Source organism: Dietzia sp. Cai40 (assembly GCF_014145165.1).
GTDB classification, from domain to species: Bacteria; Actinomycetota; Actinomycetes; order Mycobacteriales; family Mycobacteriaceae; genus Dietzia; species Dietzia natronolimnaea.
The window spans coordinates 1-24,339 of record NZ_JAALEB010000227.1; the positions used below are offsets into that span (position 1 = coordinate 1).

Annotated in this window: 23 protein-coding genes; 6 read left to right on the forward strand and 17 right to left on the reverse strand. The window is 70.0% G+C overall.

Going from position 1 to position 24,339, the window contains the following annotated elements; all coding sequences use genetic code 11:
* Positions 1-526, reverse strand: a 526-nt coding sequence (locus tag G6022_RS09525; protein WP_206682370.1) for a hypothetical protein, incomplete at its 3' end; no start/stop codon positions are given.
* Positions 527-574: 48 nt separating this feature from the next.
* On the opposite strand from G6022_RS09525, the gene G6022_RS09530 reads away from it, so the two are divergent.
* Positions 575-763: a hypothetical protein gene (locus tag G6022_RS09530; protein ID WP_179525403.1), complete on the forward strand. Its 189-nt coding sequence runs from the start codon at positions 575-577 to the stop codon at positions 761-763.
* Between the two features lie 47 nt (positions 764-810).
* Complete coding sequence (gene hrpA, locus G6022_RS09535; protein WP_182638535.1) at positions 811-4,725, forward strand: ATP-dependent RNA helicase HrpA; 3,915 nt, start codon at positions 811-813, stop codon at positions 4,723-4,725.
* A 58-nt stretch (positions 4,726-4,783) separates the two neighbouring features.
* On the opposite strand, the gene nrdR is transcribed toward hrpA, so the two are convergent.
* Positions 4,784-5,239, reverse strand: coding sequence for a transcriptional regulator NrdR (gene nrdR / locus G6022_RS09540; RefSeq protein ID WP_179525405.1), 456 nt, complete (start codon positions 5,237-5,239; stop codon positions 4,784-4,786).
* 706 nt (positions 5,240-5,945) lie between these two features.
* Between nrdR and lexA the strand changes: the two genes are divergently transcribed.
* On the forward strand, positions 5,946-6,614 hold the full coding sequence (lexA, locus tag G6022_RS09545; protein WP_182638534.1) for a transcriptional repressor LexA: 669 nt from the start codon (positions 5,946-5,948) through the stop codon (positions 6,612-6,614).
* Between the two features lie 39 nt (positions 6,615-6,653).
* Here lexA and hflX read toward each other — a convergent pair whose 3' ends face one another.
* Together hflX and dapF are read right to left on the reverse strand one after the other, a co-directional pair.
* Positions 6,654-8,102, reverse strand: a complete 1,449-nt coding sequence (gene hflX, locus G6022_RS09550; RefSeq protein ID WP_179525408.1) for a GTPase HflX — start codon at positions 8,100-8,102, stop codon at positions 6,654-6,656.
* Between the two features lie 14 nt (positions 8,103-8,116).
* Complete coding sequence (dapF, locus tag G6022_RS09555) at positions 8,117-9,043, reverse strand: diaminopimelate epimerase (RefSeq protein ID WP_182610347.1); 927 nt, start codon at positions 9,041-9,043, stop codon at positions 8,117-8,119.
* 118 nt (positions 9,044-9,161) lie between these two features.
* On the opposite strand from dapF, the gene G6022_RS09560 reads away from it, so the two are divergent.
* Complete coding sequence (locus tag G6022_RS09560) at positions 9,162-11,342, forward strand: malate synthase G (protein WP_179525410.1); 2,181 nt, start codon at positions 9,162-9,164, stop codon at positions 11,340-11,342.
* Positions 11,343-11,446: 104 nt separating this feature from the next.
* Here G6022_RS09560 and G6022_RS09565 read toward each other — a convergent pair whose 3' ends face one another.
* The 3 genes from G6022_RS09565 to G6022_RS09575 are packed head-to-tail and all read right to left on the reverse strand — an operon-like array spanning position 11,447 to position 13,847.
* Positions 11,447-12,193, reverse strand: coding sequence for an IclR family transcriptional regulator (locus tag G6022_RS09565; protein WP_179525411.1), 747 nt, complete (start codon positions 12,191-12,193; stop codon positions 11,447-11,449).
* The gene (gene miaA, locus G6022_RS09570) at positions 12,190-13,152 is read right to left on the reverse strand and encodes a tRNA (adenosine(37)-N6)-dimethylallyltransferase MiaA (protein ID WP_179525412.1); all 963 of its coding nucleotides are present in this window, start codon (positions 13,150-13,152) and stop codon (positions 12,190-12,192) included. The genes G6022_RS09565 and miaA overlap by 4 nt, the downstream gene beginning before the upstream one ends.
* Positions 13,149-13,847, reverse strand: a complete 699-nt coding sequence (locus G6022_RS09575) for a hypothetical protein (RefSeq protein WP_182638796.1) — start codon at positions 13,845-13,847, stop codon at positions 13,149-13,151. The genes miaA and G6022_RS09575 overlap by 4 nt, the downstream gene beginning before the upstream one ends.
* 193 nt (positions 13,848-14,040) lie before the next feature.
* Here G6022_RS09575 and G6022_RS09580 point away from each other — a divergent pair, with 193 nt between their 5' ends.
* Positions 14,041-15,426, forward strand: a complete 1,386-nt coding sequence (locus G6022_RS09580) for a DUF349 domain-containing protein (RefSeq protein WP_182638794.1) — start codon at positions 14,041-14,043, stop codon at positions 15,424-15,426.
* A gap of 75 nt (positions 15,427-15,501) precedes the next feature.
* Here the strand turns inward: G6022_RS09580 and G6022_RS09585 are convergent, their stop codons facing one another.
* From G6022_RS09585 to pgsA, 9 genes are all read right to left on the reverse strand, one after another.
* Entirely contained in the window at positions 15,502-16,077 is a 576-nt protein-coding gene (locus G6022_RS09585) for a hypothetical protein (protein ID WP_179525415.1), read from the reverse strand.
* Entirely contained in the window at positions 16,065-17,633 is a 1,569-nt protein-coding gene (gene miaB, locus G6022_RS09590) for a tRNA (N6-isopentenyl adenosine(37)-C2)-methylthiotransferase MiaB (RefSeq protein WP_179526251.1), read from the reverse strand. The genes G6022_RS09585 and miaB overlap by 13 nt, the downstream gene beginning before the upstream one ends.
* A 26-nt stretch (positions 17,634-17,659) precedes the next feature.
* A complete protein-coding gene (locus tag G6022_RS09595) occupies positions 17,660-18,268 on the reverse strand; it encodes a regulatory protein RecX (RefSeq protein ID WP_182638793.1) in 609 nt (202 codons plus the stop codon).
* The gene (gene recA, locus G6022_RS09600; protein WP_182638791.1) at positions 18,268-19,374 is read right to left on the reverse strand and encodes a recombinase RecA; all 1,107 of its coding nucleotides are present in this window, start codon (positions 19,372-19,374) and stop codon (positions 18,268-18,270) included. Before recA ends, G6022_RS09595 begins: the two co-directional genes overlap by 1 nt.
* 222 nt (positions 19,375-19,596) lie before the next feature.
* Entirely contained in the window at positions 19,597-19,791 is a 195-nt protein-coding gene (locus G6022_RS09605; RefSeq protein WP_179525418.1) for a DUF3046 domain-containing protein, read from the reverse strand.
* A gap of 68 nt (positions 19,792-19,859) precedes the next feature.
* Positions 19,860-20,687 (reverse strand): PspA/IM30 family protein, encoded by an 828-nt coding sequence (locus G6022_RS09610; RefSeq protein ID WP_179525419.1) that lies wholly within the window; start codon positions 20,685-20,687, stop codon positions 19,860-19,862.
* Between the two features lie 97 nt (positions 20,688-20,784).
* Entirely contained in the window at positions 20,785-21,117 is a 333-nt protein-coding gene (locus G6022_RS09615; RefSeq protein ID WP_179526252.1) for a helix-turn-helix transcriptional regulator, read from the reverse strand.
* Positions 21,118-21,133: 16 nt separating this feature from the next.
* The gene (locus tag G6022_RS09620) at positions 21,134-21,646 is read right to left on the reverse strand and encodes a nicotinamide-nucleotide amidohydrolase family protein (protein ID WP_182657663.1); all 513 of its coding nucleotides are present in this window, start codon (positions 21,644-21,646) and stop codon (positions 21,134-21,136) included.
* Positions 21,647-21,666: 20 nt separating this feature from the next.
* Complete coding sequence (gene pgsA, locus G6022_RS09625) at positions 21,667-22,254, reverse strand: CDP-diacylglycerol--glycerol-3-phosphate 3-phosphatidyltransferase (RefSeq protein ID WP_182639109.1); 588 nt, start codon at positions 22,252-22,254, stop codon at positions 21,667-21,669.
* A gap of 76 nt (positions 22,255-22,330) precedes the next feature.
* Between pgsA and G6022_RS09630 the strand changes: the two genes are divergently transcribed.
* Positions 22,331-22,612, forward strand: a complete 282-nt coding sequence (locus G6022_RS09630) for a YciI family protein (RefSeq protein ID WP_182639107.1) — start codon at positions 22,331-22,333, stop codon at positions 22,610-22,612.
* A gap of 19 nt (positions 22,613-22,631) precedes the next feature.
* On the opposite strand, the gene G6022_RS09635 is transcribed toward G6022_RS09630, so the two are convergent.
* Positions 22,632-24,339 (reverse strand): DNA translocase FtsK (locus G6022_RS09635; RefSeq protein WP_241731138.1); only part of this gene is annotated, 1,708 nt, incomplete at its 5' end.

Sequence of the window (24,339 nt, forward strand, 5' to 3'; positions counted from 1 at the left end):
CCGGGGCTCCGGCACCGCCGCTCCCTCCGGCACTGCCGCCCCGTCCCGCTCCCGGCCCCGTATCGGAGTCGCGATCGAGTGTGTGGCGTCCCCGGCCCGCCCACCGGCCCCGGGCCCACCGGGCGGTCAGCCGCCCCGCAGACGGGAACGACACGCCGTTCAGGCGGGCGATCGTCTCCAGGAGCGCGTCCTCCTGCGGGGACCCGGTCTCCGGGGAGATCTGGCGGAACCACGCACGTTGTCCGTAGGGACCGGTCCACTGGCGCACCGCCGCCTCGAGGTCGTGGAGTTGGACGCCCCGTTGCCGACGCCCCGTCCACACGTCGGTCAACGCCCGGCCCATCTCCGCGTGCCAGAGCAGCGGGGGCAGGTCGTCGAGGACCACCGCCACCCCCACGTGGTTCACGGGGGAATTGGTCAGGGTCTGGATCAGCCGGTCGGCGGTCGTGCGCCCACGGAACAACCACAGGTCCCCGGTCCGGGTGCGGTGGGCCGCGGCGGCCAGCGGGACGGTGTCGAGACTCATGGTGCGATCCTGCCAGGTGCCCCGGCGAGAGGATCTACCCTTGACGCCATGGCACCCCGCGGACGGCAGTGGCTCAAGATGGTCGGCGCGGCCGGGGTGGTCGGAGTGGCCGCCACCGGGATCCTCGCCGCACGGACCGAACGCCGGCGGCAGTCGTACGAGCCGGAGGAGATCCGGGAGCGACTGCACCAGCGCTACACCCGCATCCAGTCCCGCCGGGAGGGTGGCACGGCCTGACACCCGGATCGATCCCCACACCGGGTCCCGATACCCTGGCGGACACCATGTCGACGTCTCCCGCGCCCGCCCCCGAACTGCGCCGGGCCCGGCACGATCTCCTGGTCCGGCTCGACGACGTCGGCATCCTCGACGCCCACCGGTTCCGGTCGCGGATCCGCAGGGCCCGCGCCGACCAGTTGGACGACCTGGGCGGGCAGATCGACGCCGCCGCCGCTCGTCTGCGTCGGCGTGCGGAGTCGGTTCCGACCCCGGAGTATCCGGAACAACTGCCGGTCAGCGCCCGTAAGGACGAGATCGCGGCGGCGATCCGCGACAACCAGGTCGTGGTGATCGCCGGCGAGACCGGATCCGGGAAGACCACCCAGATCCCCAAGATCTGTCTGGAACTCGGCCGCGGCGTGCGCGGGATGATCGGCCACACCCAGCCCCGCAGGCTGGCGGCCCGGTCCGTCGCCGAGCGCATCGCCGAGGAACTGGGGGTGGAGACCGGCCGGCTGGTGGGGTCGGCCGTGCGCTTCGACGACCGTACCGGTGCCGACACCGCGGTCAAACTGATGACCGACGGGATACTGCTCGCCGAGATCCGACGGGACAGGCTGCTGCGCGCCTACGACACGATCATCATCGACGAGGCCCACGAACGCAGCCTCAACATCGACTTCCTGCTCGGCTACCTCCGGCAGATCCTGCCCCGGCGGCCGGACCTCAAACTCATCATCACCTCCGCCACGATCGACCCCGACCGCTTCGCCCGCCACTTCGCGGATCCGGCGGGCCATCCCGCCCCTGTCATCGAGGTCTCCGGTCGCACCTTCCCCGTGGAGATCCGGTACCGGCCGCTCCAGGTCGACCACGCGGACCGGACCATCGACCTCGACCCCCTGGACGCGCTCGCCGATGCGGTCGGCGAGCTCCTGGCCGAGGGTGACGGCGACGTACTCGTCTTCCTCTCCGGCGAACGCGAGATCCGCGACGCCGAGGAGGTGCTCCGGGGGCGGAAATTCAAGAGCACCGAGATCTTTCCGCTTTTCGCCCGACTCACCTCCGCCGAGCAGCAACGGGCCTTCCGTCAGCATTCGACCCGGCGCGTGGTCCTGTCGACCAACATCGCGGAGACCTCGGTGACGGTCCCGGGGATCCGCTACGTCGTGGACACCGGCCTCGCCCGGATCTCCCGCTATTCGACCCGCACCAAGGTCCAGAGGCTGCCGATCGAGCCGATCTCGCAGGCCTCCGCCGCACAGCGCGCCGGCCGCTGCGGCCGCGTCGCCGACGGCATCTGCATCCGTCTGTACTCGGAGGACGACTTCGACTCCCGGCCGGAGTTCACCGACCCGGAGATCCTGCGCACCAACCTGGCGTCGGTCATCCTGTCGATGGCCGATCTCGACCTGGGTGCCGTGGACGACTTCCCGTTCGTCGAACCACCCGACCGCAAGGCCGTCCGAGACGGCATGACGTTGCTCACCGAGCTCGGGGCGCTCCGGACCGACGACGACGAACACCCGCACCTGACCAGGGTGGGCCGCGACATGGCGTCCCTCCCGCTCGACCCGCGCCTGGCCCGGATGGTCGTGGAGGGCCACCGAAACGGCGCCCTGGGGGATGTCCTGGTCGTGGTCGCGGCCCTGACCGTGCAGGATGTCCGCGAGAGGCCCGCCGAGGAGCGCGACAAGGCGGACCAGCTCCACCGGCGCTTCGCAGACAAGTCCTCCGACTTCCTGGGCTACCTCAACCTGTGGCGCTACCTCACCGAACAGCGGCGCGAGCTCTCCGGCAGCGCGTTCCGGAAAATGTGCAAGGCCGAGTACCTGCACTGGTTGCGGATCCGCGAGTGGCAGGACCTCACCGCCCAGTTGACCAGCATGTGCCGCGAGCGGGGCTGGCATCCACCGTCCGGTCACGCCGCGGAGGACGACCTCCACAAGGCGATCCTCTCCGGACTGCTCACCAACGTCGGGATGAAGGACGAGGACACCAGGGAGTTCCGCGGCACCCGCGGTATCCGCTTCCAGGTGTTCCCCGGTTCCGATCTCGCCCGCAAGCCGCCGCGATGGATCATGGCCTCCGAGTTGGTCGAGACCTCCCGACTGTGGGCCCGGGACGTCGCGCGCATCGATCCGGTCTGGATCGAACTACTCGGGGGGCATCTCGTCCGCACCCAGTACTCAGAGCCGCACTGGTCCGACGCCCAGGGCGCGGCGATGGCCTACGAGAAGGTGCTGCTCCTGGGGCTGCCCGTGGTCGAGGCGCGTCGCATCCTCCTCTCCAGGGTCGACGCACCGCTCGCGCGGGAGATGCTCGTCCGGCACGGGATCGTCGAGGGACGATGGACCACCCGCATCCCGGTGATCATGGAGAACGCCGTGGCCGTGGAACAGGCGCGGGAGCTGGAGACCCGCAGTAGACGCCGCGACCTCGTCATCGACGACGACACCCTGGTCGGGTTCTACCTCGAGCGGCTCCCCGAGGACATCACCTCCGGCCGCCACCTGGAATCGTGGTGGCGTAAGCAGGGCCGGGAGGACCCGGATCGTCTGCGTCTTCGCCCCGAGCAGATCCGCACGTCGGACACCGCCCCGGCCGCCTCCGAGTTCCCGCCGATCTGGCGCCAGGGCGAGCGGGACTTCGAGCTCAGATACTCGTTCGACCCGGGGGTCGACTCCGACGGCATCACCGTGCGGATCCCTCTCCCCCAGCTGTCCTCGGTCGCGACGTCCGGCTTCGAGTGGCTCGTCCCCGGCCTGCGCGAGGAGCTGTACACGGAGATGCTCCGGACGCTCCCCAAGTACCTGAGGCGTCTGTGTTCCCCGCCCGCCGAGTACGCGGCACTGCTGGCCGGTGACCTCGCCCCGCGGTCGGCACCGCTCCCGGTGGCGCTCGCCGCCGCGCTCTCGGCCCGCATAGGCACGACCGTCGAGCCCCGCGAGTTCCACCCGGAACAGCTCCCCGACCATCTCCGCATGCGTTTCGAGGTGGTCGACGGTGACGAGGTCGTCGCGGCCGGTACGGACCTGGGAGCACTACGCAGTCGGTTGGTGGACAAGGTCCGTGCCACGCTCAACTCCAGACTCGTCCCCGATGACGGACCTCATCGGGCGTGGACCGCGGACACGATCGGGGACCTGTCGCCCTCGATCACCGGCACGGTCGACGGTGTGGAGGTGACGGTCTACCCGGCCCTGCAGGTCCGCCCCGACGGCATCCACCGGATCGCCTGCGCCACAGAGACGGAACGTCGAGCCGCGCAGACGACAGCGGTACTGACCCTGATCTCAGCGGACCTGATCTCGGCGGCATCGATAGTCCGGGGTCGTCCGGTCGAGCAACGCCTCGCGCTCACCCAGTATCCCCACGGGGGTGCCGATGGACTGGTCTCGGACGCGGCGCTGGCGGCGTGCGGGCGGCTGATCGCCGGACGCAGAGGAGAGCCGGTACTCACCGTGCACGACTTCGACGAGTTGCGAGCGCGCGCGCGATCCGAGGCGCCGGCCGCCATCACGGCCTCGATCTCCGCCGCCCTTCCGGCGTTGGTCGCCGCGCAGTCGGTCTCCGCCCGGCTGGACCAGGTACCACGCGACCTCGCGGACGACGTCAGGCCCGCTCTGGACTTCCTCGTGGGAAAGGGATTCCTCGCCCGACACCCGGCGGAGGTCCTCCCGCAACTGGAACGCCACGTGAGGGCGATCGACCTCAGGCTGGACCTCGCGGAGAAGTCACCGTCGAGGTACCGGGAGCTCGCCGCCCGGTTGGAGAAGTCGGAGGCCACTGTCGCGGAGGCGACGGCGGCGCTCCGCCGACGACCGGGTGGGGCGCGGGCAGCCCGGGATCTCCGGTGGATGTTGGCCGAATACCGTGTCGGCCTCTTCGCGCAGTCTCTGGGTACCGCGCGCCCGGTCTCCGCCGAGAGGATCGAGAAGGCGGTCGCCGCCGCGCTCTCCCGGCGGAACGCGCGTTGAGCCCTCACACCGCCCGTACACAGGAGCCGATCCCGGTGCGACGCGGAGACGACCGGGACTAGTGAGCAGCGTGCCGTTCGCGAAGGGCGATGATCTCGCTCTCGAAATCCGCAGCGGAACTGAATTGTTTGTACACGGAGGCGAATCGCAGATACGCGACCTCGTCCAGATCTTGTAGAGGCCCCAGGATCGCCAGCCCGATCTCGTGAGCGGGGACCTCTGAGGCGCCGCCGGCCCGGACAGCGTCTTCGACCTGCTGCGCGAGCCGCCGGAGCGCGTCCTCGTCGACCGACCTCCCCTGGCACGCGCGTCGCACACCGCGGACCACTTTGTCGCGGCTGAAACGCTCCGTCACACCGTTGCGCTTGAGGACGGTCAACAACGGGGTCTCGAGGGTGGTGAACCGGTGTCCGCAGTCGGGGCACTCGCGTCGACGCCGGATCGCCTGCCCTTCGTCGACCGACCGCGAGTCGATCACCCGTGAGTCCTCGTGGTGACATATGGGGCAGTACATTCCAGCTTCGCCATTCGTCGACCTGGTCCGAACCGCTCCGCCGGCCGGAGCCGACGGCGGTGCGGGGGCGACGGGCCGCCGTCCCGGGTCCATTCTAGGAGGCGATACCGTGGGTCACGCGTAGGCGGGCCCGCCCAGGAGTGCCAATGCGAGCAGCATCAGGATTCCGAAGACGATTCCACAGGCCACCAGAGCCCACGTCGGCACATCGTCCACCACCGGCGCACTCGACCTCGCCTCGCTACCGCATGCCCTGACCCTTTCCGCGGACGCGGGGCGGACGAGCACTCGCCGTCCGGGCGCCACCGACCGCGTGGCCGTCTGGCGCCCCCGGTCGAGCGTGCGGATGACGGGACGGGCCCCGGCATCAGGGCGGGGACGCACCCTGGACGAAACGGGCCGGTCGTGATCGGTCACGCAGACCTCCGTCCAGGGCACGGAGGGACGCGATCGTGGCTGCATCTCCATAACGGTCATGAGAACTCCCAACTCGATACGGTGTGCGAACCTCATTCGCACGCCCGTGTGCCTTGTTGTGCACATCTGTTCGAACCCGAACCTGCCTAGAGTTGTATCACGCGGGTCCGACAGAGTCGACATTCGTGGCGACATTTCTTCGAACACCTGTGTGGCGCTCACGTCCGACGGGCAGTAGGGTGTACACAGATAGCGACGTCGAACACCCATTCGCCGAAGGGACCCCCACATGCCCAAGCCCGACTTCGAGGCCCTGACGACCCGCCAGAAGAGCGTTCTGTTGCACATCCACGACACGGTCAAGGACCGGGGCTATCCCCCGAGCATCCGAGAGATCGGTGACGCCGTCGGTCTGCAGTCGACCTCCTCGGTGGCCCACCAGTTGCGGACGTTGGAGAAGAAGGGCTTCCTGACCCGTGATCCGCACAAGCCGCGGGCGGTCGACGTCCACGGCGTCCCGGGGCAGCGGTCCCGAGGTCGTCGCGCGCCCGTCCAGCAGGAGACGCGTCCCAGCGGGGCCGTGGAACCCGTCTACGTCCCTGTCCTGGGGCGGATCGCGGCCGGCGGTCCGATCCTCGCCGAGCAGGCGGTGGAGGAGGTCTTCCCCCTCCCCTCCGACCTGGTGGGTTCCGGGGACCTGTTCATGCTCAGAGTGGTCGGCGAGTCGATGATCGACGCCGCGATCTGTGACGGGGACTACGTGGTGGTGCGCCGTCAGAACGTCGCGGACAACGGCGAGATCGTGGCGGCGATGATCGACGGGGAGGCCACGGTCAAGACTTTCCGCCGGGATTCGAGCGGGGTGTGGCTCCTGCCCCACAACCCGTCGTTCAGTCCGATTCCCGGGGAGCACGCGACGATCCTCGGAAAGGTCGTCACGGTCTTCCGCAAGCTCTGAGCCGGCCGGATCCGAGTGTCGCCTGATCCGTCGACGGGGTCAGGCGACACCGTCACGGGATCCGGGGACCCGATACTCCCCGAGCTCTCCGGCCACGGAGGCCGGAAGCCGGACCACGATCCTCGTGCCGTCCTTCGTGTGATCCTCGTCCACCACGGCGCCCTCCGCGTGGACACGGGAGACCACATCACCCCGGGTGAACGGGATCTCGAGTGTGACCTCCGTGTCCCCGGAGGCGACCACCCGCATTATTCGGTCGAGGAGCTCGTCGAACCCCTCACCCGTCGCCGCCGAGACGAAGACCGCGTCCGGCAGGGCGTGGTGCAGTTCCGTCAACACCACCGGGTCAGCGACGTCGACCTTGTTGATCACCACGAGTTCGCGGGGCCTCTCGGCCTTCTGCTCTTCCACGACGTCGTTGATGACGGTGCGGACGGCCTCGATCTGGCGCAGGGGGAAGGCGTCCGATCCGTCGACGACGTGCAGGAGCAACTCGGAGTCCACGACCTCCTCCAACGTCGAGCGGAACGCCTCGACGAGCTGGGTCGGGAGGTGTCGGACGAATCCGACCGTATCTGTGAAGACCACGACCCGCCCGTCGGGGAGCTCGGCCCGCCGCGTGGTGGGGTCCAGCGTGGCGAACAGAGCGTTCTGGACCAGTACGCCCGCACCGGTCAAGCGGTTGAGCAGGCTCGACTTCCCGGCGTTGGTGTACCCGGCGATCGCGATCGACGGCACCGGGGTGGCGCGACGGCGATGCCGCTTGGTGTCCCGGGCCTGCTTCATGCCCTTGATCTCACGGCGCAGCCTCGCCGTGCGCTCCCTGATTCGGCGGCGGTCCGTCTCGATCTTGGTCTCACCGGGACCACGGAGTCCGACGCCTCCGTTGCTGCCCGCCCGGCCACCCGCCTGCCGGGAGAGTGCCTCACCCCAGCCACGCAGTCGCGGGAGCATGTACTCCATCTGCGCCAAGGACACCTGGGCCTTACCCTCACGGCTGGTCGCGTGTTGGGCGAAGATGTCGAGGATCAGCGCGGTGCGGTCGATCACCTTGACGTTGACGACCTTCTCGAGCGCGATGAGCTGACCCGGCGTGAGCTCGCCGTCGCAGATCACCGTGTCCGCCCCCGTCGCGGTGATCACGTCCTTCAGGGTCTTGGCCTTCCCCGAACCGATGTAGGTGGCGGGGTCCGGCTTGTCGCGGCGCTGGATCAGCGCGTCGCAGACCTCGGAGCCTGCGGTCTCGGCGAGCTGTGCCAACTCGGCCATCGCGGCCTCCGCCTGGGCGGCGGTGCCCTCGGTCCAGACCCCGACCAGCACGACCCGCTCGAGGCGGAGTTGGCGGTACTCGGCGTCGTTGACGTCCTGGAGTTCGGTCGACAACCCGACGACCCGGCGCAGCGAGGAGCGCTCCTCGAGCTGGAATTCTCCGACCGAAGGGTCATGGTCTCGTGTGGCCCGGTCAGGGGCGGTGTCATCGATAGTCATTCACCGGCATCATCTCACAATTCCGGTCGGGACGCCTCCGTGCGGCGCGCGGGTAGCGGTCGCCGGTACCGCCCCTCGGCGACGATCACGGACGGCCCCGTCAGAGTGGAACCCACGCCGGTCAGGGCCACCGCGACCTCTCCCCCGGGAACGGACACCACCACGTCACCGGTGGCCTGTCCGGCGTCGGCGAGGGCCGCGACGGCCGTGGCGACGATTCCGGTGCCGCAGGACATCGTCTCCCCGGATCCTCGCTCGTGGACGCGCATCGACACCCGACCGTCGGTGAGCGGGGTGGCGATCTCCACGTTGACGCCGGCGGGGAAGAAGCCGGTGTCGAACTCGGGCGCCTCGTGCACCGGCAGTTCGCGCAACCCGTCGGCCCCCAGGCCCGGGACCACGCACGCGAGGTGGGGGTTACCCATGTCGACGGCGAGTCCGGCGTACACCCGGCCACCGAGCTCCACGGACGAGACCCCGAAAAGCCGGGGCTCGCCCATGTCCACACGGACCACGGCCTGGTCACCGTCATGGATCAGAATATCGGCGGGCCGAGGACCGGATCGTGTGCCCACGGGGATCCGGCCGGCCCCGACCCTGCCGGTCGCCACCAGGGCGTGGGCGAACACCCTGACCCCGTTCCCGCACATCTCCGCGATCGATCCGTCTGCGTTCCGGTAGTCCATGAACCAGTCCGCGGCGTCGACGCCCTCCGGGAGGACGGCGAGGACGCCCTGGTCGACCAGTGCACCCGCGGTGGCGATGCGCAGCACCCCGTCGGCGCCGAGGCCGGCCCGTCTGTCGCAGACGGCGCGCACCAGGTCCTCGTCGAGGTCCACCTCCGCGTGGTCGTCGGGCAGGACCACGAAGTCGTTGAGCGTTCCGTGCCCCTTGATAAAGGCGAGGCCGTCGAGAGTGGCGGTCGGGGGCGCGGGTGTCATGCCATCAGATCCTAGCCAATCCGACCGCCGTTCCACGCTGCGGAAAACCCGGATGATCCCTCGGCAGGGGGGCACTACAGTCGGAGGCGAGAACGGTCCCTATGTGAGGAGAGCATCGATGTCCGAACGCATCACCGTCGGCGACGTCCAGGTCGACGAGGTCCTGTACGACTTCGTCAACACCCAGGCGATCCCGGGCACCGGGGTCGATCCCGACGCGTTCTGGGCGGGAGTCTCCGAGATCTTCACCGACCTGGCCCCGCGCAACCGCGAGCTGCTCGCCGTCCGCGACGACCTGCAGTCGAGGATCGACTCCTGGCACCACGAGAACCCCGCCCCGATCGACCCGGCCACCTACCGTGCGTTCCTGCAGGAGATCGGCTACCTGGTCCCGGAGCCGGACTCCGTTCAGGTCAGCACCCAGAACGTGGACGACGAGATCGCCACGGTCGCGGGCCCCCAGTTGGTCGTGCCGATCATGAACGCGCGTTTCGCGATCAACGCCGCCAACGCCCGGTGGGGTTCGTTGTACGACGCGCTCTACGGCACCGACGCGATCCCGGAGTCCGGTGGGGCCGAGCAGGGGTCCTCCTACAACAAGGTCCGCGGGGACCGCGTCATCGCCTGGGCCCGCGAGTTCCTCGACGACGCCGCGCCGCTCGACTCCGGCAGTCACGTCGGCACCACGGGCTACACCGTGGTGGACGGCCGACTGCAGGTGACACTCGCCGACGGGGCGACGACAGGCCTCGCCGATCCCGCACAGTTCGTCGGCTACCTGGGCGACGGCGCCGCCCCGACCTCGGTCCTCCTGCGCAACAACGGCCTTCACGTGGAGGTCCAGATCGACGCCGACTCACCGATCGGATCGACCGACTCCGCCGGCGTCAAGGACGTTGTCCTGGAGTCCGCCGTCTCCACCATCATGGACTTCGAGGACTCCGTCGCGGCCGTCGACGCCGAGGACAAGACCCACGGCTACCGCAACTGGCTGGGTCTGATGAAGGGCGACCTCTCCGAGGAGATCAGCAAGGGCGACAAGACCTTCACCCGCGTCCTCCACGACGACCGGGTCTTCACCGCGCCCGACGGATCCGGCGAGGTCCGGCTCCACGGCCGCTCGATGCTCTTCGTCCGCAATGTGGGGCATCTCATGACCACCCCCGCGGTCCTCGACGCGGACGGGAACGAGTTGCCCGAGGGCATCCTCGACGCCCTGATCACCTCGCTGGCGGGCATGCACGGCATCGCGCCGGGCAACGAGCGCGGCAACAGCCGCACCGGGTCCATCTACATCGTCAAGCCCAAGCAGCACGGCCCGGCCGAGGTGGCCTTCACCACCGAGCTGTTCGGCCGGGTCGAGGCGCTCCTCGGTCTGCCGGAGAACACCCTCAAGGTGGGCATCATGGACGAGGAGCGGCGCACCTCGGTCAACCTCGCCGCCTGCATCGCCGAGGCCACCGATCGCGTCGTCTTCATCAATACCGGCTTCCTCGACCGGACCGGGGACGAGATCCACACCTCCATGGAGGCCGGCCCAATGATCCGCAAGGGTGAGATGAAGTCCGCCCGCTGGATGACCGCCTACGAGGACTTCAACGTCGACACCGGCCTGGCCTGCGGTCTGCGCGGTCGCGCGCAGATCGGGAAGGGCATGTGGGCCAAGACCGACCTCATGGCCGAGATGCTCGCCGAGAAGATCGGGCAGCCGAGGGCCGGCGCCAACACCGCGTGGGTGCCGTCGCCGACCGGCGCGACCCTCCACGCGACCCACTACCACCGGGTGAACGTGATGTCCCGACAGGAGGAACTCCTCGCCGGCGGACCGCGCGCGAGCGTCGACGACATCCTCAGCGTCCCCCTCGCGACCGACACGAACTGGACCGACGCCGAGAAGAAGGAGGAGGTCGACAACTCGTGCCAGACCATCCTCGGTTATGTCGTCCGGTGGGTCGAACAGGGCATCGGCGTCTCGAAGGTGCCGGACATCCACGACGTCAACCTGATGGAGGACCGCGCCACCCTGCGGATCTCCTCGCAGATGCTCGCCAACTGGATCCGTCACGACATCATCACGGCCGAGGACGTCGAGGACTCGTTGCGCCGGATGGCGGAGATCGTCGACCAGCAGAACGCCGGTGACGAGGCATACCGGAACATGGCGCCGGACTTCGACTCGTCGATCGCCTGGCAGGCCGCCCGCGAGCTCATCCTCGAGGGGACCGGGCAGCCCTCGGGCTACACCGAGCCGATCCTGCACCGTCGCCGCCGCGAGTTCAAGGCCGCCAACGGGCTGTAGAACGGCCCCGCCGCGAAGCCCGGAAGGATCCGCTGCCCGCACACCGGGATCCGCTTCCCCACAGGGGTAGCGGATCCCGGGCCGAGGTAGCGGATCCTTCCGCGTCAGGGGTGCAGGTCCGCGACGGCCGCCCTGAGGACCCCGACGGCGGCGTCGCGGCGCTCCTCGGTGAACCTCGCCTCGGGCCCCGACGCGGACACCGCGACCGCGGCGTCCCCGACCCCCACCGTGATCGCGACACAGCGGACGCCCTCCTCCTGTTCCGACTCGTCGGTGGCGAACCCCACCCTGCGTACGCGGGCGAGCTCGTCCAACAACCGGTCCGGGTCGACGATGGTGGCATCCGTGTACCCGGGCATGCCGGTCCGTTCCAGCATCGCGCGGACCTCGTCGTCGTCGTCCCGGGCGACCAACGCCTTCCCCACCGCCGTGCAGTGCACGTGCACCCGACGGCCCACCTCGGTGAACATCCGCATCGAGTGCGGCGACGGGACCTGGGCGAGGTACACGACACCGTCCCCCTCACGAACGGCGAGGTTGGCGGTCTCGCCGGTCCCGTCGACCACGGCCGCGAGCACCGGCTGGGCCCACGACCACGTCGCCCTCCCCGCGACCTCGCCGATCCGCTGCAATCGGGGGCCGAGCAGATAGTCGCGGCGCGCGTCCCGGCGGAGGTGACCCGACTCGGCGAGCGTCCCGCACAGCCGGTGGACGGTGGCCGCGGCCAGACCCGTGTCGGCGCACAGCTCCCCGAGGGACGCGCGGCCGCCCCGCCGGGCCAACGAGTCGAGGAGGGCGAACGCCCGGTCGACCGACTGGACGCGGGTGCGGCCGGGGTTCGAGGCGCTCATCGCGGAGCCTCACCGAGGAGCTCGAGTGCTGTCTCCACAGGGGTCCGTCCACCGCGGGGCGTGCCGTCGACCTGGCGGGTGTCGGTGTCGATCCACCTGATGCGGTGATCACGCCCGAACCACGACCGCTGCCTGCGCACGTACCGGCGGGTGCCGATCACCGTGCGCTCCCGGGCGCGGGCCACCCCCTCGTCGTCGATCCCCAGCTCGTCGTCCATCTCGTCGAGAACCTGCGCGTACCCGATGGCCCGCCGGGCCGTCACGCCCTCGAGCAGTCCGAGCCCGACGAGCCCACGCACCTCGTCGATCAGCCCGTCGGCGAACATGCGCCCGGTACGGGCGTCCAGCCGGTCATCGAGCTCGGGAAGCGCGCACCGTAGGCCGAGCAGCCGCGTGCCCCACCGAGGTGCGCCGATGGTCGGTCTCGAGGCGGAGAACGGCTGACCGGTCAGCTCCACCACCTCCAGTGCCCGAACAGTCCGGCGGGGATCGGTCGGCAGGATGGTCCGAGCGGCCTCGGGGTCCGCGCGGGCGAGCTCGGCGTGCAACGCCCGGACCCCGATCTCCTCGAGGCGCCGTTCGTAGCGCGCCCGGACCGCGGGATCCGTGTCGGGGATGGACCAGCCGTCGACCAGGGCCTGGATGTACATCATCGATCCTCCGCACAGGATCGGCACGTTCCCGCGCTCCCGGATCTCCGCGATCTCGCGCTCGGCCTCGCGACGGAAGTCGGCGACGCTCGCGGTCTCGGTCACCTCGAGGACGTCGAGCCTGTGGTGCGGGATGCCACGTCGGAGGGACGGCGGGAGCTTCGCGGTACCGATGTCCATGCCGCGGTACTGCTGCATGGCGTCACAATTGACCACCTCCCCGCCCAGCCGCTGCGCCAGATCGAGGGCGAGGTCGGACTTCCCGGTGCCGGTCGGGCCCACCACCGCGACCGGTGCGGGGCCGCTCACCCGTGACCCCACTGACCCGGGGAATCCGACGACGACGAGAGATCCCAGCGAGCGCAGTGATACCCCACACCGAACGGCGCCCAGGACACCGACTCCACCGCAGACCTCTCCCCGACCAGCCCGGCCAGCCCGAGCCACGCGGGCCGGCTCCACCACCCCACGGCCTCCGCCACCGCGTCACCGGGATCGGGCAGCGGGCCACCGCGCCGCAGCCACTCGGTGAGCTCCGAGTCGAGGGCGACACCACGCGGGTCCTCGGGCACGGGTGCCCGGGGGGTGAGGGAGGCGGGACCGTCCCCCACGACGACCACGAGGGTGTCGCGCCCGGGGGGCCGAGAGACCCGTCCACCGCCGGTGACGCCCGCGAACGACCGGGGCTGGTCGATCCCGGCGCGGTCGAGCAGCCACCATGCGATCAGGGCCGCGTCGGGGACATCGTCGTACTCGGCTTCCACCGCCTCGGAACGCCCGACCCGGACCGCCGCCCCCCACCTCGACAGCGAGGAACGGACGTCACCCATCGTCCGCCCCTCGGGGTCCGAGCCGAGCACGAGCACCCTCTCGAGGCCGGACGACGCCGTCCTGAGCAGATCCAGCGCGGCGTCGACCTGGCCGGCGGTCTCCGCGGCCGCCTCTCCGGACAGTTCGGGCACCAGAACCGGCGCGCCGGGGACCAGGACGACAGGGGTGCTCACACCGAGCACCTTACTGACCTCCGCGGGAGCGCCCTCCCGGGACTCTGTCGGACTCGCTGGGGATACCCCGGCGCCCGGGCGGCGGTTGGTACACACTAGGGGGATGCCGCCCCCTCACCGGGCCGGCGAGGCGACGACCGGTGGGATCCCGGCGATGGTGCCGTGTCACGCGGCAGAACGAAACGAGGACCAGATGAGCGACCAGTCACCGACCACCCCCGGGGAGGCGAACCCCGGAACGTCCGCACCGACCCCCACGCCGACCCCGGGCCCGCGTCCCGGTGCGCCGTCCCCCGCAGCACTGGCCCGGAAGGTGGCACCGCGAGCGGTGGCGGCCCCCGAGTCGCGCATCGTCCGGGCGTCGGACCCGTCCGAATGGGGTCGGGTCGACGACTCCGGCGCCGTGTTCGTCAGGACCTCCGAGGGCGAACGCCAGGTCGGCTCCTGGCAGGCGGGTGCACCCGAGGAAGGTCTGGCCCACTTCGGCCTCCGGTACGACGACCTGGTCGCGGAGGTCTCACTCCTCGAGGCGCGACTCGACTCGCACCCACAGGACGCGCGAAAGACCCGGGCCTCCGCCGAGGCCCTCGCCGAGCAGCTCCCCTCCGCTGCGGCCGTGGGAGATCTCGACGCCCTCGCGACCCGACTCGCCACCGTGGTCGAGCGCTCCGGCGCTGTCGAGGTCGAGGCGCGCCAGCGCAAGGACGAGGAGCGCGCCACCGCGATCGCCCGCAAGGAGGCGCTGGCCGTCGAGGCGGAGGAGATCGGTGAGTCGTCCACCCAGTGGAAGGCCGCCGGCGATCGCCTCAGGGAGATCCTCGACGAGTGGAAGACCATTCGCGGCATCGACCGCAAGACCGACGACGCACTGTGGAAGCGCTTCTCCAAGGCCCGCGAGGCGTTCAACCGGCGCCGTGGTTCCCACTTCGCGGAACTCGACCGCACCCGCGCCTCCGTCAAGCGGGTGAAGGAGGAGCTGGTCGAACGAGCCGAAGCCATCTCGGCCTCGACCGACTGGAACGACACGGCCACCGCGTTCAGGCGCCTCATGGACGAGTGGAAAGCCGCGGGCCGCGCTCCCCGCGAGGCCGACGACGCCCTGTGGAAGCGCTTCAAGGCGGCCCAGGACACGTTCTTCGACGCCCGCCACGCCGCGGCCGCCGAGCGTGACGCGGAGTTCGAGGGCAATGCGGACGCCAAGGAGGCGCTGCTCACCGAGTTCTCGGCCCGGATCGACCCGGACAAGGGCCTCGACGCGGCCCGTGCCGCGCTACGGGAGCTACAGACCCGCTGGGAGGAGATCGGCAAGGTCCCGCGGGAGAGGATGGGGCAGCTCGAGGGACGGATCCGCGCCCTGGAGAAGTCCGTCTCCGACGCGGCCGACGCCGAATGGCGGCGTACCGACCCCGAGGCCAAGGCCCGCGCCGCCCAGTTCTGGGTGCGGGTGGACGATTTCGAGGCACAGGCCGCGAAGGCCGACGCGGCGGGCAAGTCGAAGGACGCCGAGAAGGCCCGCGCGCAGGCCATGCAGTGGAAGGAATGGGCCGAGGCCGCCGAGAACGCGGTCGACACCCGCTGATCACGCCGACAGGGCCCCACCGACACGGTGGGGCCCTGCTGCACGGGGTGGGTCCGACGGGTGCGGCGACCCGGTTCAGTCGCGGTGGCGGACGGAGTCCTCGAGCTCGCGCTGTTCGGGGGTGCGCGCCCACAGCACGCCGGCCAGGGTCATCACCAGCAGCAGCACCAGGATCACGCTGACGTACAAGCCGATCCCGGGGGCGCCGAAGTCCTGGAAGTCGGGGTTCGGTCCCCGTCCGGACTGGCGCAGCCAGATCGCCAGCATCCCGTACACCGTGGCCACGCAACTGGCGCCCCAGGCGATCCCCGCCGCCCACCACTTCTGGGTGATGATCATGACGGCGCCGAACAGGATGGCGCCGGCCGAGTAGAGCAGGACGAACACGTGGGAGGGCAGCGAGGTCTGTTGGTCCCGGGCCGCCTCGGTGAAGAAGAGCACGTCCAGTCCACGCACCCCGTCGCTGTGGGGAAGCGCGAGAGCGGCGGCGAGCAACACGATCAGCAACGCCGACGCCAGATAGGCCCTGCCGATGACGAGGGTGTGGCCCAACATCCTGTCCCTGCGTCGGAACTCCGAATCCACGGTCCTGCTGGATTCCATGATCCCCTGGATGGGGTCCGGGCGGTCAGCGGTGTTCACGTGAGGCATCCCTTCTGGGTGGTGTCGGAGGCGAGGGCATCACGTCGCAGCGTGGGCAGTCCGAGCCCCACGCCAATCGGGGGGGTCTCCGGCTTCTCACCGGCCTCGTGCCGGTCACCCGCCCTGGTGGCCCGACAGGTCAGCACGCCGTCGTCGGCGAGCAGATGGTGCGGGGCGGCCGAGCTGATCCGGGTGGTGACCACGTCGCCGGGTCGGATCCGCCCGGCGTGCTCCCCCACCGGGGCGAAGTGCACCAGACGGCCGTCCCGGGCCCTGCCGGTCATCCGGGCGGTGGCGGCGTCCTTCCGGCCCTGGTCGGCGGTGACGAGCAGCTCGACCTCGCGACCGACCTGCTTCCGGTTCTCCTCGAGGGTGATCCGCTCCTGCAGGTCGATCAGCCTCTCGTAGCGCTCCTGCACGACGGACTTGGGTATCTGGTCGGTCATCGTCGCCGCCGGAGTCCCCGGTCGCGGTGAGTACTGGAAGGTGAACGCGCTCGTGAACCGCGCCTTCTCCACGACGTCGAGGGTGGCCTGGAAGTCCTCCTCGGTCTCCCCGGGGAATCCGACGATGATGTCCGTGGTGATGGCCGCGTGCGGCATCGCGGCCCGCACCCTGTCCAGGATGCCCAGAAAGCGCTCCGACCGGTACGAACGGCGCATCGCGCGCAGGACACGGTCCGAGCCGGACTGCAGGGGCATGTGAAGCTGCGGGCACACGGCGGGGGTGTCGGCCATCGCCTCGATCACGTCGTCGGTGAACTCCGCGGGATGTGGTGAGGTGAACCGGATCCGCTCGATGCCCTCGACCCGACCGGCGGCGCGCAGCAACTTCGCGAAGGCGCCCCTGTCGGATGGTTCGGCGGGATCGTGGAACGACCGCCCGTAGGCGTTGACGTTCTGTCCGAGCAGGGTGACCTCCAGGACACCCTCATCCGCCAGTGCCTTCATCTCGGCGAGGACCTCACCGGGTCTCCGGTCCACCTCCTTGCCGCGGAGGGACGGGACGATGCAGAACGTGCAGGTGTTGTTGCAGCCGACGGAGACCGAGACCCAGCCGGCGTAGGCGGACTCCCGGGTGGCGGGAAGGGTCGAGGGGAAGTGCTGGAGCGAGTCGGCGATCTCCACCTCGGCCCGCTCGTTGTGCCGGGAGCGCTGGAGCAGGGTGGGCAGATGCCCGAGATTGTGGGTACCGAAGACGACGTCGACCCACGGGGCCCGTGAGACCACGACGTCCTTGTCCTTCTGTGCCAGGCATCCGCCGACCGCGATCTGCAGTCGGGGATTGGCGTCCTTCCACGGCCGCAGGTGGCCGAGCGTGCCGTACAGGCGGTTGTCCGCGTTCTCGCGGACCGCGCACGTGTTGAACACCACGAGGTCCGGAAGATCGCCCCGGGCGGGATCGGCCTCCCCCTCGAACGGCACGTACCCGGCCGCGTCGAGCACGCCCGAGAGCCGCTCGGAGTCATGGACGTTCATCTGGCACCCGAAGGTCCGCACCTGGTACGTGCGCCCCTCGACGCGCTCGACACCGGTGTCTCCGGCCGTCGCCTGCAGGTCGGTCACGAGAGAATCCACGCAGGCCAGGGTACTCAGGGCGACACCTGGGCCGCCAATTCGGCATCGACCACCGTCATCGCCAACCCCGTCGGATAGCCCCGGCGGGCGAGGAACGCCACCAGCCTGCGCCGTTCTCCCTGGAGATCCGCCCCGGGACCGGGGTCGACCGGGCTGCGGCTGAGCCGCGCGCGCACGAGGTCGGTGGCCTGCTGTCGGTCATCGGCCTCGTCGATGCCGGCCACCGCCCCCGCGATATGCACCTCGGCGACGCCCTTCTCGCGCAGCTCGCGTTCGAGTGCACCCCGCGACCGTCCGCGTCGACGCCGCCGACCCCTGACCCATTCCGAGGCGAAGTCCGCGTCATCGAGCAGACCCCAGGCGCGGACCCTGTCCAGGGCCTCGTCCACCGCATCCGGCGCATGCTCCTTACCCAGAAGCCGCTCCCGCAGTTCGTGTCGGCTCCGTGGCCGGTGGCGCAGAAGCCGGAGAGCCGCCGTCGCGGCCTCGTGGGCCTCGGGGGCCAACGGAGGCAGGTCCGAACTGCTTGACGGCCTGGCCTCCACCGCCGCGATCGCGGTGCGCAGGTCGTACGCGTCGACACCCTGCCCCCGCTCGGCCGCACGCGGGTCCTGCACGCTCATCAGAACTCGACGGGCACCACGTCGATGGGCGCGTCCTCGTCGGACTCCGCCTCGATCTCCGCGATCTCCGCACCCGCCCCGATGTTGAGCTTGTCGAGGATCTTGCGCTCGATCTCGTCGCGGACCGAGGGGTTCTCCTTGAGGTACCGGCGGGCGTTCTCCTTGCCCTGACCCAACTGGTCCGCCCCGTAGGTGAACCAGGAACCCGACTTCTTGACGAAGCCGTTCTCCACGCCCATGTCGATGAGCGATCCCTCGCGACTGATGCCCTCGCCGTAGAGGATGTCGAACTCCGCGATCTTGAACGGCGGCGCGATCTTGTTCTTGACGACCTTGACCTTGGTGCGGTTACCCACCGCATCCGCGCCGTCCTTGAGGGTCTCGATCCGGCGCACGTCCAGGCGGACGGAGGCGTAGAACTTGAGCGCCTTACCGCCCGTGGTGGTCTCGGGCGAGCCGAACATCACCCCGATCTTCTCGCGCAGCTGGTTGATGAAGATCGCGGTGGTGTTGGTGTTGTGCAGCGCACCCGTCATCTTGCGGAGCGCCTGGCTCATCAGTCGCGCCTGCAAGCCCACGTGGCTGTCGCCCATCTCGCCCTCGATCTCCGCCCGCGGCACCAACGCCGCGACGGAGTCGACCACCAGGATGTCGATGGACCCCGACCTGACCAGCATGTCGGCGATCTCGAGCGCCTGCTCACCGGTGTCCGGCTGGGAGACGATGAGGTTGTCCGTGTCCACGCCGAGCTTGCGGGCGTACTCCGGATCCAACGCGTGCTCCGCGTCGATGAACGCGGCGATCCCGCCGGCGGCCTGCGCGTTGGCCACCGCGTGCAGCGCGACGGTCGTCTTGCCGGACGACTCCGGACCGTAGATCTCCACGACGCGGCCCCGTGGGAACCCGCCGATCCCGAGTGCCACGTCGAGGGACAGGGCACCGGACGGGATGACCTGGACCGGCGGCCGGGTGTCGTCCCCGAGCCGCATGACCGACCCCTTGCCGTAGGTCTTGTCGATCTGCGCGAGCGCCAACTCCAGCGCCTGTTCGCGGTTCTGGGCCACGCCCGTCCTGGTACCTGACTTGGCGGTGGTCTTGGGGGCCATGATGCTCTCCGTTCGTGCTCGACCTCCGGTGTCGTGCCGGACGGTCTGTGTGGTCTGCTCGCTCGCGGACGCTACGGGTCGGGTACGACAGATACGTCTTGCACGAGCCCGGCAACCCTTCACTGTGGAGGGATGTCGCCCTGTGGACGGGCCATCCCGTCATCACATGACCCGAGTGTAGACGAACGCGTGTTCGAGATCGAACGACACGCCGCCACGGGGTCAGCGTAATGAGTCGGGAACCTCGAACTCCGAACACAGCGCCAACCAGACCTGCTTGACGGAGGCACCGGCGTCGATGGCCTCGTCGGCGGTGCGCCCGTCGAACGCGGCCAGATGATGGGACCTCACGAGATGATCGGCCCGCAGGTCCCCGAAGGCCTCGACGGTCCGGGCCCTGAACTCGGTCAGTGTCACGTGTGCCCCTTCACCACGGACGAGGACGGGCCGCCGGATAGTTCACCGGCGGCCCGTCCTCGGACGACTCACTGCTGTTCGGTCTGCGCCTGCTGCTGAGGCGGGGTGGCGGACTGCGGCTGCCCCTGGGGGAGCTGGGACGCAGAGCCGGTCCCCTGTCCGAGCTGACCACCCTCGGCCTTCATCGACGCCCGGATCTGCTCGAGACGGCTGTGCCCGGCCATCTGGGTCGAGGCCTGCTCGACCTCGAGCATCCGGCCCTGAACCGAGTTCTGGGCGAGCTCCGCCGACCCGAGGGCGTTGGCGTACCGCCGCTCGATCTTGTCGCGGACCTGGTCGAGGTTCGGGGTGTTCCCGCCCGACGAGACCTCGGACATGGACTGCAGCGACGCGCTGACCTGCTCCTGCATCTTGGCCTGCTCCAGCTGGCTGAGCAGCTTGGTCCGTTCGGCCACCTTCTGCTGGAGCACCATCGCGTTCTGCTCCACGGCCTTCTTGGCCTGGGCCGCGGCCTGGAGCGACTGGTCGTGGAGTCCCTTGAGGTCCTCGACGTTCTGCTCGGCGGTGACCAGCTGAGCGGCGAAGGCCTCCGCGGCGTTCTCGTACTCGGTCGCCTTCTGGGTGTCGCCGTTCTGATGGGCCTGCTCGGACATCTGCAGTGCCTGCCGCGTGGAGCCCTGCAGCTTCTCGATGTCGGCGAGCTGGCGGTTGAGCTTCATCTCCAGCTGCCGCTGGTTGCCGATCACGGCGGCCGCCTGCTGGGACAGCTGCTGGTGCTGCCGCTGCGCGTCCGAGATGGCCTGCTGGATCTGGACCTTGGGGTCAGCATTCTCGTCGATCTTCGAATCGAACAACGCCATGAGGTAGCGCCATGCCTTGGTGAACGGATTGGCCATCGCTGCGTAGTGTCCTTCTGCCGATTCGGACGACTGGTCGGTACCACGGTACCGAACAAGGTCGGGGGGCGACCACCGGGCGTTGCCGGGGTGGGGCTCAGGCCGCGAGGACGGGCTCCGCGACGGTGCCCGGGAGCGAGACGGTACCCGGGGGCGAGACCTCGAGGGCCGCGCGGATGAGGATCTCGCCGAGCGAGACGTCGAGCGCACCCGAGATGGACGCGAGCAACTCGCTCGAGGCCTCCTTGCGACCACGTTCGATCTCGGAGAGGTACCCGGGACTCACCCGGGCGGCGTCGGCGACGTCCCGCAGGGTCCGCCCCGAATCGCCCCGCAGGCCGCGGAGCACCGTCCCGAGGGTCTCCCGCAGCAGCGGGGGCCCGCTCCGGTGGTCCGGTCGGGGCAGCGTGGTCATCTGGATGTTCGGCATCACGGGGTACAACGCCTCACGTCGCCGATTCGTTCCCGACCTCGTCGGCGATCCCCACCAGCAGATCGAGGGCGGCGGCACAGGCCGCCCGACGGATCTCGGCTCGACCGCCGTCCAGGGAGAGCTCGGTCGACCGCGCCGCGACTCCCGGCACGCAGATCCCCACGTGAACGGTCCCCACGGCCCTCCCCTCCTGGCGGTCGGGTCCCGCCACACCGGTCAGACCCACACCGACGTCGGCGCCGCATCGCTCCGCCGCCCCCAGGGCGAGCGCGCGCGCCGTCTCCCCCGACACGGCCCCGTGCCTCCGGAGAACCTCCTCGGCAACGCCCGCGAGAGTGTGCTTGAGATCGGTGGCGTAGACAACCAGGCCACCCCGGAGCACCGCGCTCGCCCCCGGAACCCCCGCCACCGTGGCCGCGAGCATCCCCGCGGTCAGCGACTCGGCGGTCGCCAGGGTCCACCCGCGCCCGCCGAGTGCGGCCACCGCGGCCGCGGCACCCGGATCGGGGAGATCAGCGGAGGTCATGGCAACCCGGGCCGGGGGGCTCAGTGCCCGGCCCTGGCGGCCTGACGCGCCTTCACCAGGTAATCGATACCCGTGTAGACGGTCAGGACCAGCGCCACGCCGATCACGGCCCATTCGACGGGCCAGACCCAGTGCGGTAGCGGGAGGATCAGCATGCCCAGCCCCAGGGTCTGGGTCACGGTCTTGAGCTTGCCACCCTTACTGGCCGCCACCACGTGGTCGACGCCGAACAGACGCCAGAGGGTGATCCCCACCTCGCGGACGAGGATCACGATCGTCACCCACCAGAACAGCTCGTGGACCAGGGACAGCGAGATCATCGCCGCCGCCATGAGCGCCTTGTCCGCGATCGGGTCGGCGATCTTGCCGAAGTCCGTCACCAGACCCAGCCGCCGGGCGAGGTACCCGTCCACGTAGTCGGTCGCCATCGCGAACACGAAGACGACGAACGCCCCCACCCGCCACCAGGGATCCTGGGCGCCGGCGACGAAGAACAGGACCACGAAGACGGGGACCAGGAGGATCCTCACCACCGTGAGGACGTTCGCGATGTTGAGGACGGGGACCTCGTCGGTCCGGCGTCCGTTCTCGCGCGTGGAAGCAGTCACCCCCTCACCTTAGCGAGGACGGCGGGAATACCCTTGGTCGCGACGCACCCCCGACCCCGATCCCAGGAGATCCACGATGCCGCTCTTCGCCGTCACCTACCGCTACTCCGACGCCCAGACCCAGGAGCGGGAGGCCAACAAGCCCGCCCACCGCGAGTGGCTGTCCGCCCGCGTCGACGACGGGTCCGTCCGGTCCGTGGGACCGTTCGTCGACGGATCCGGGGCGTTGCTGGTGGTGGAGGCCGACGACGACGAGGCCGCACGATCGCTCGTGGGCGACGACCCCCACTGCCTGCGCGGAATGGTCGCGGAGGTCACGGTCCGGGAGTGGAAGCCGGTTTTCGGCGCCCTCGCCTGACAGGCACCCCGCCCGGCCGCTACCCCACCGGGGTCTCGGCCGGATCTCTGAGCTCGGCCGGCTCGTCGTCCGGATCCTCCTCCGGCGGGGCCCCGCCCTTGATCATCCAGAGCACCGAGGCGAGTTCCTCGGGCTTGACCAGCACGTCGCGTGCCTTGGACCCCTCGGAGGGTCCGACGATGTCGCGCGACTCCATCAGGTCCATGAGCCGACCCGCCTTGGCGAACCCGACGCGGAGCTTGCGCTGCAGCATCGAGGTGGACCCGAACTGGCTGGAGACCACGAGCTCGACGGCCGCGAGCAGGTCGTCGAGGTCGTCCCCGATGTCGCCGTCGATGTCCTTCTTGGACTCCTCCTTGGCGGCGGTGACGGTGTCGTCGTAGTCGGGCTCCGCCTGGTTCTTGGCGTAGTCCACGACCTCGTGGATCTCCTCGTCGGTGATGAACGCACCCTGCATACGGATGGGACGCGAGGCACCCATCGGGATGAAGAGCCCGTCGCCCATACCGATGAGCTTCTCCGCCCCGGCCTGGTCGAGGATGACCCGGGAGTCGGTGAGCGAGGACGTGGCGAACGCCAGGCGGGACGGCACGTTGGTCTTGATGAGGCCGGTGACCACGTCGACGGACGGCCGCTGCGTGGCCAGGACGAGGTGGATGCCGGCCGCACGGGCCTTCTGGGTGATGCGGACGATCGCGTCCTCGATGTCGCGGGGCGCGGTCATCATGAGGTCGGCGAGTTCGTCCACCACCGCGACGATGTACGGATACGGGCGGTACACCCGTTCGCTGCCGGGCGGCGTCGTGATGGCTCCCGACTTCACGCGCTCGTTGAAGTCGGTGATGTGGCGAACGCGGGTGGACTTCATGTCCTGGTAGCGCTGTTCCATCTCCTCGACCAGCCACGCCAGCGCGGCGGCCGCCTTCTTGGGCTGCGTGATGATCGGGGTGATCAGGTGTGGGATCCCCTCGTACGGCGTCAGCTCGACCATCTTGGGATCCACGAGGATCAGGCGCACCTCGTCCGGTGTCGCGCGGGTGAGCAACGACACGAGCATCGAGTTGACGAAGCTGGACTTACCCGAACCGGTCGAGCCGGCCACCAGGAGGTGCGGCATCTTGGCCAGGTCGGCGGTGACGAAGTCGCCCTCGATGTCCTTGCCCAGTCCGATGAGCATCGGGTTGTGCTTGGTGGCGGTCTTGGGGTCGGTGAGCACGTCGGCCAGCCGCACCAGTTCGCGGTCGAGGTTGGGCACCTCGATGCCGACCGCGGACTTGCCGGGGATCGGGGCGAGGAGACGGACGTTGTCCGTGGCGACCGCGTAGGCGATGTTGCGGTGCAGGGCGGTGATCTTCTCGACCTTGACGCCGGGGCCGAGTTCGACCTCGTAGCGCGTGACCGTCGGGCCGCGGGTGAATCCGGTGACCGCGGCGTCGATCTTGAACTGCTCGAGGACGCCCTGGATGGCGTCGATCATCTGGTCGTTGGACTCGCTGCGCGCCTTGGGCGGGTCCCCCGCGGTCAGCAGGCTGACGGGCGGCAGGGTGTACTCGACGCCGTTGAGCAGTTGCTTCTGGGAGTCGAGGCGCTCGACATCGCTGTCCGCCGCGGTGTGGGTGGACGGGGTGTTGGTCTGCGGCACCTCGGTCGTGCCGCCGGCTCCGCGCGCCTCCGCCGGGCGGACGGTGGCCCCGTTCGTGGCGTCCCCGACCGGCGCGCCCGCACCC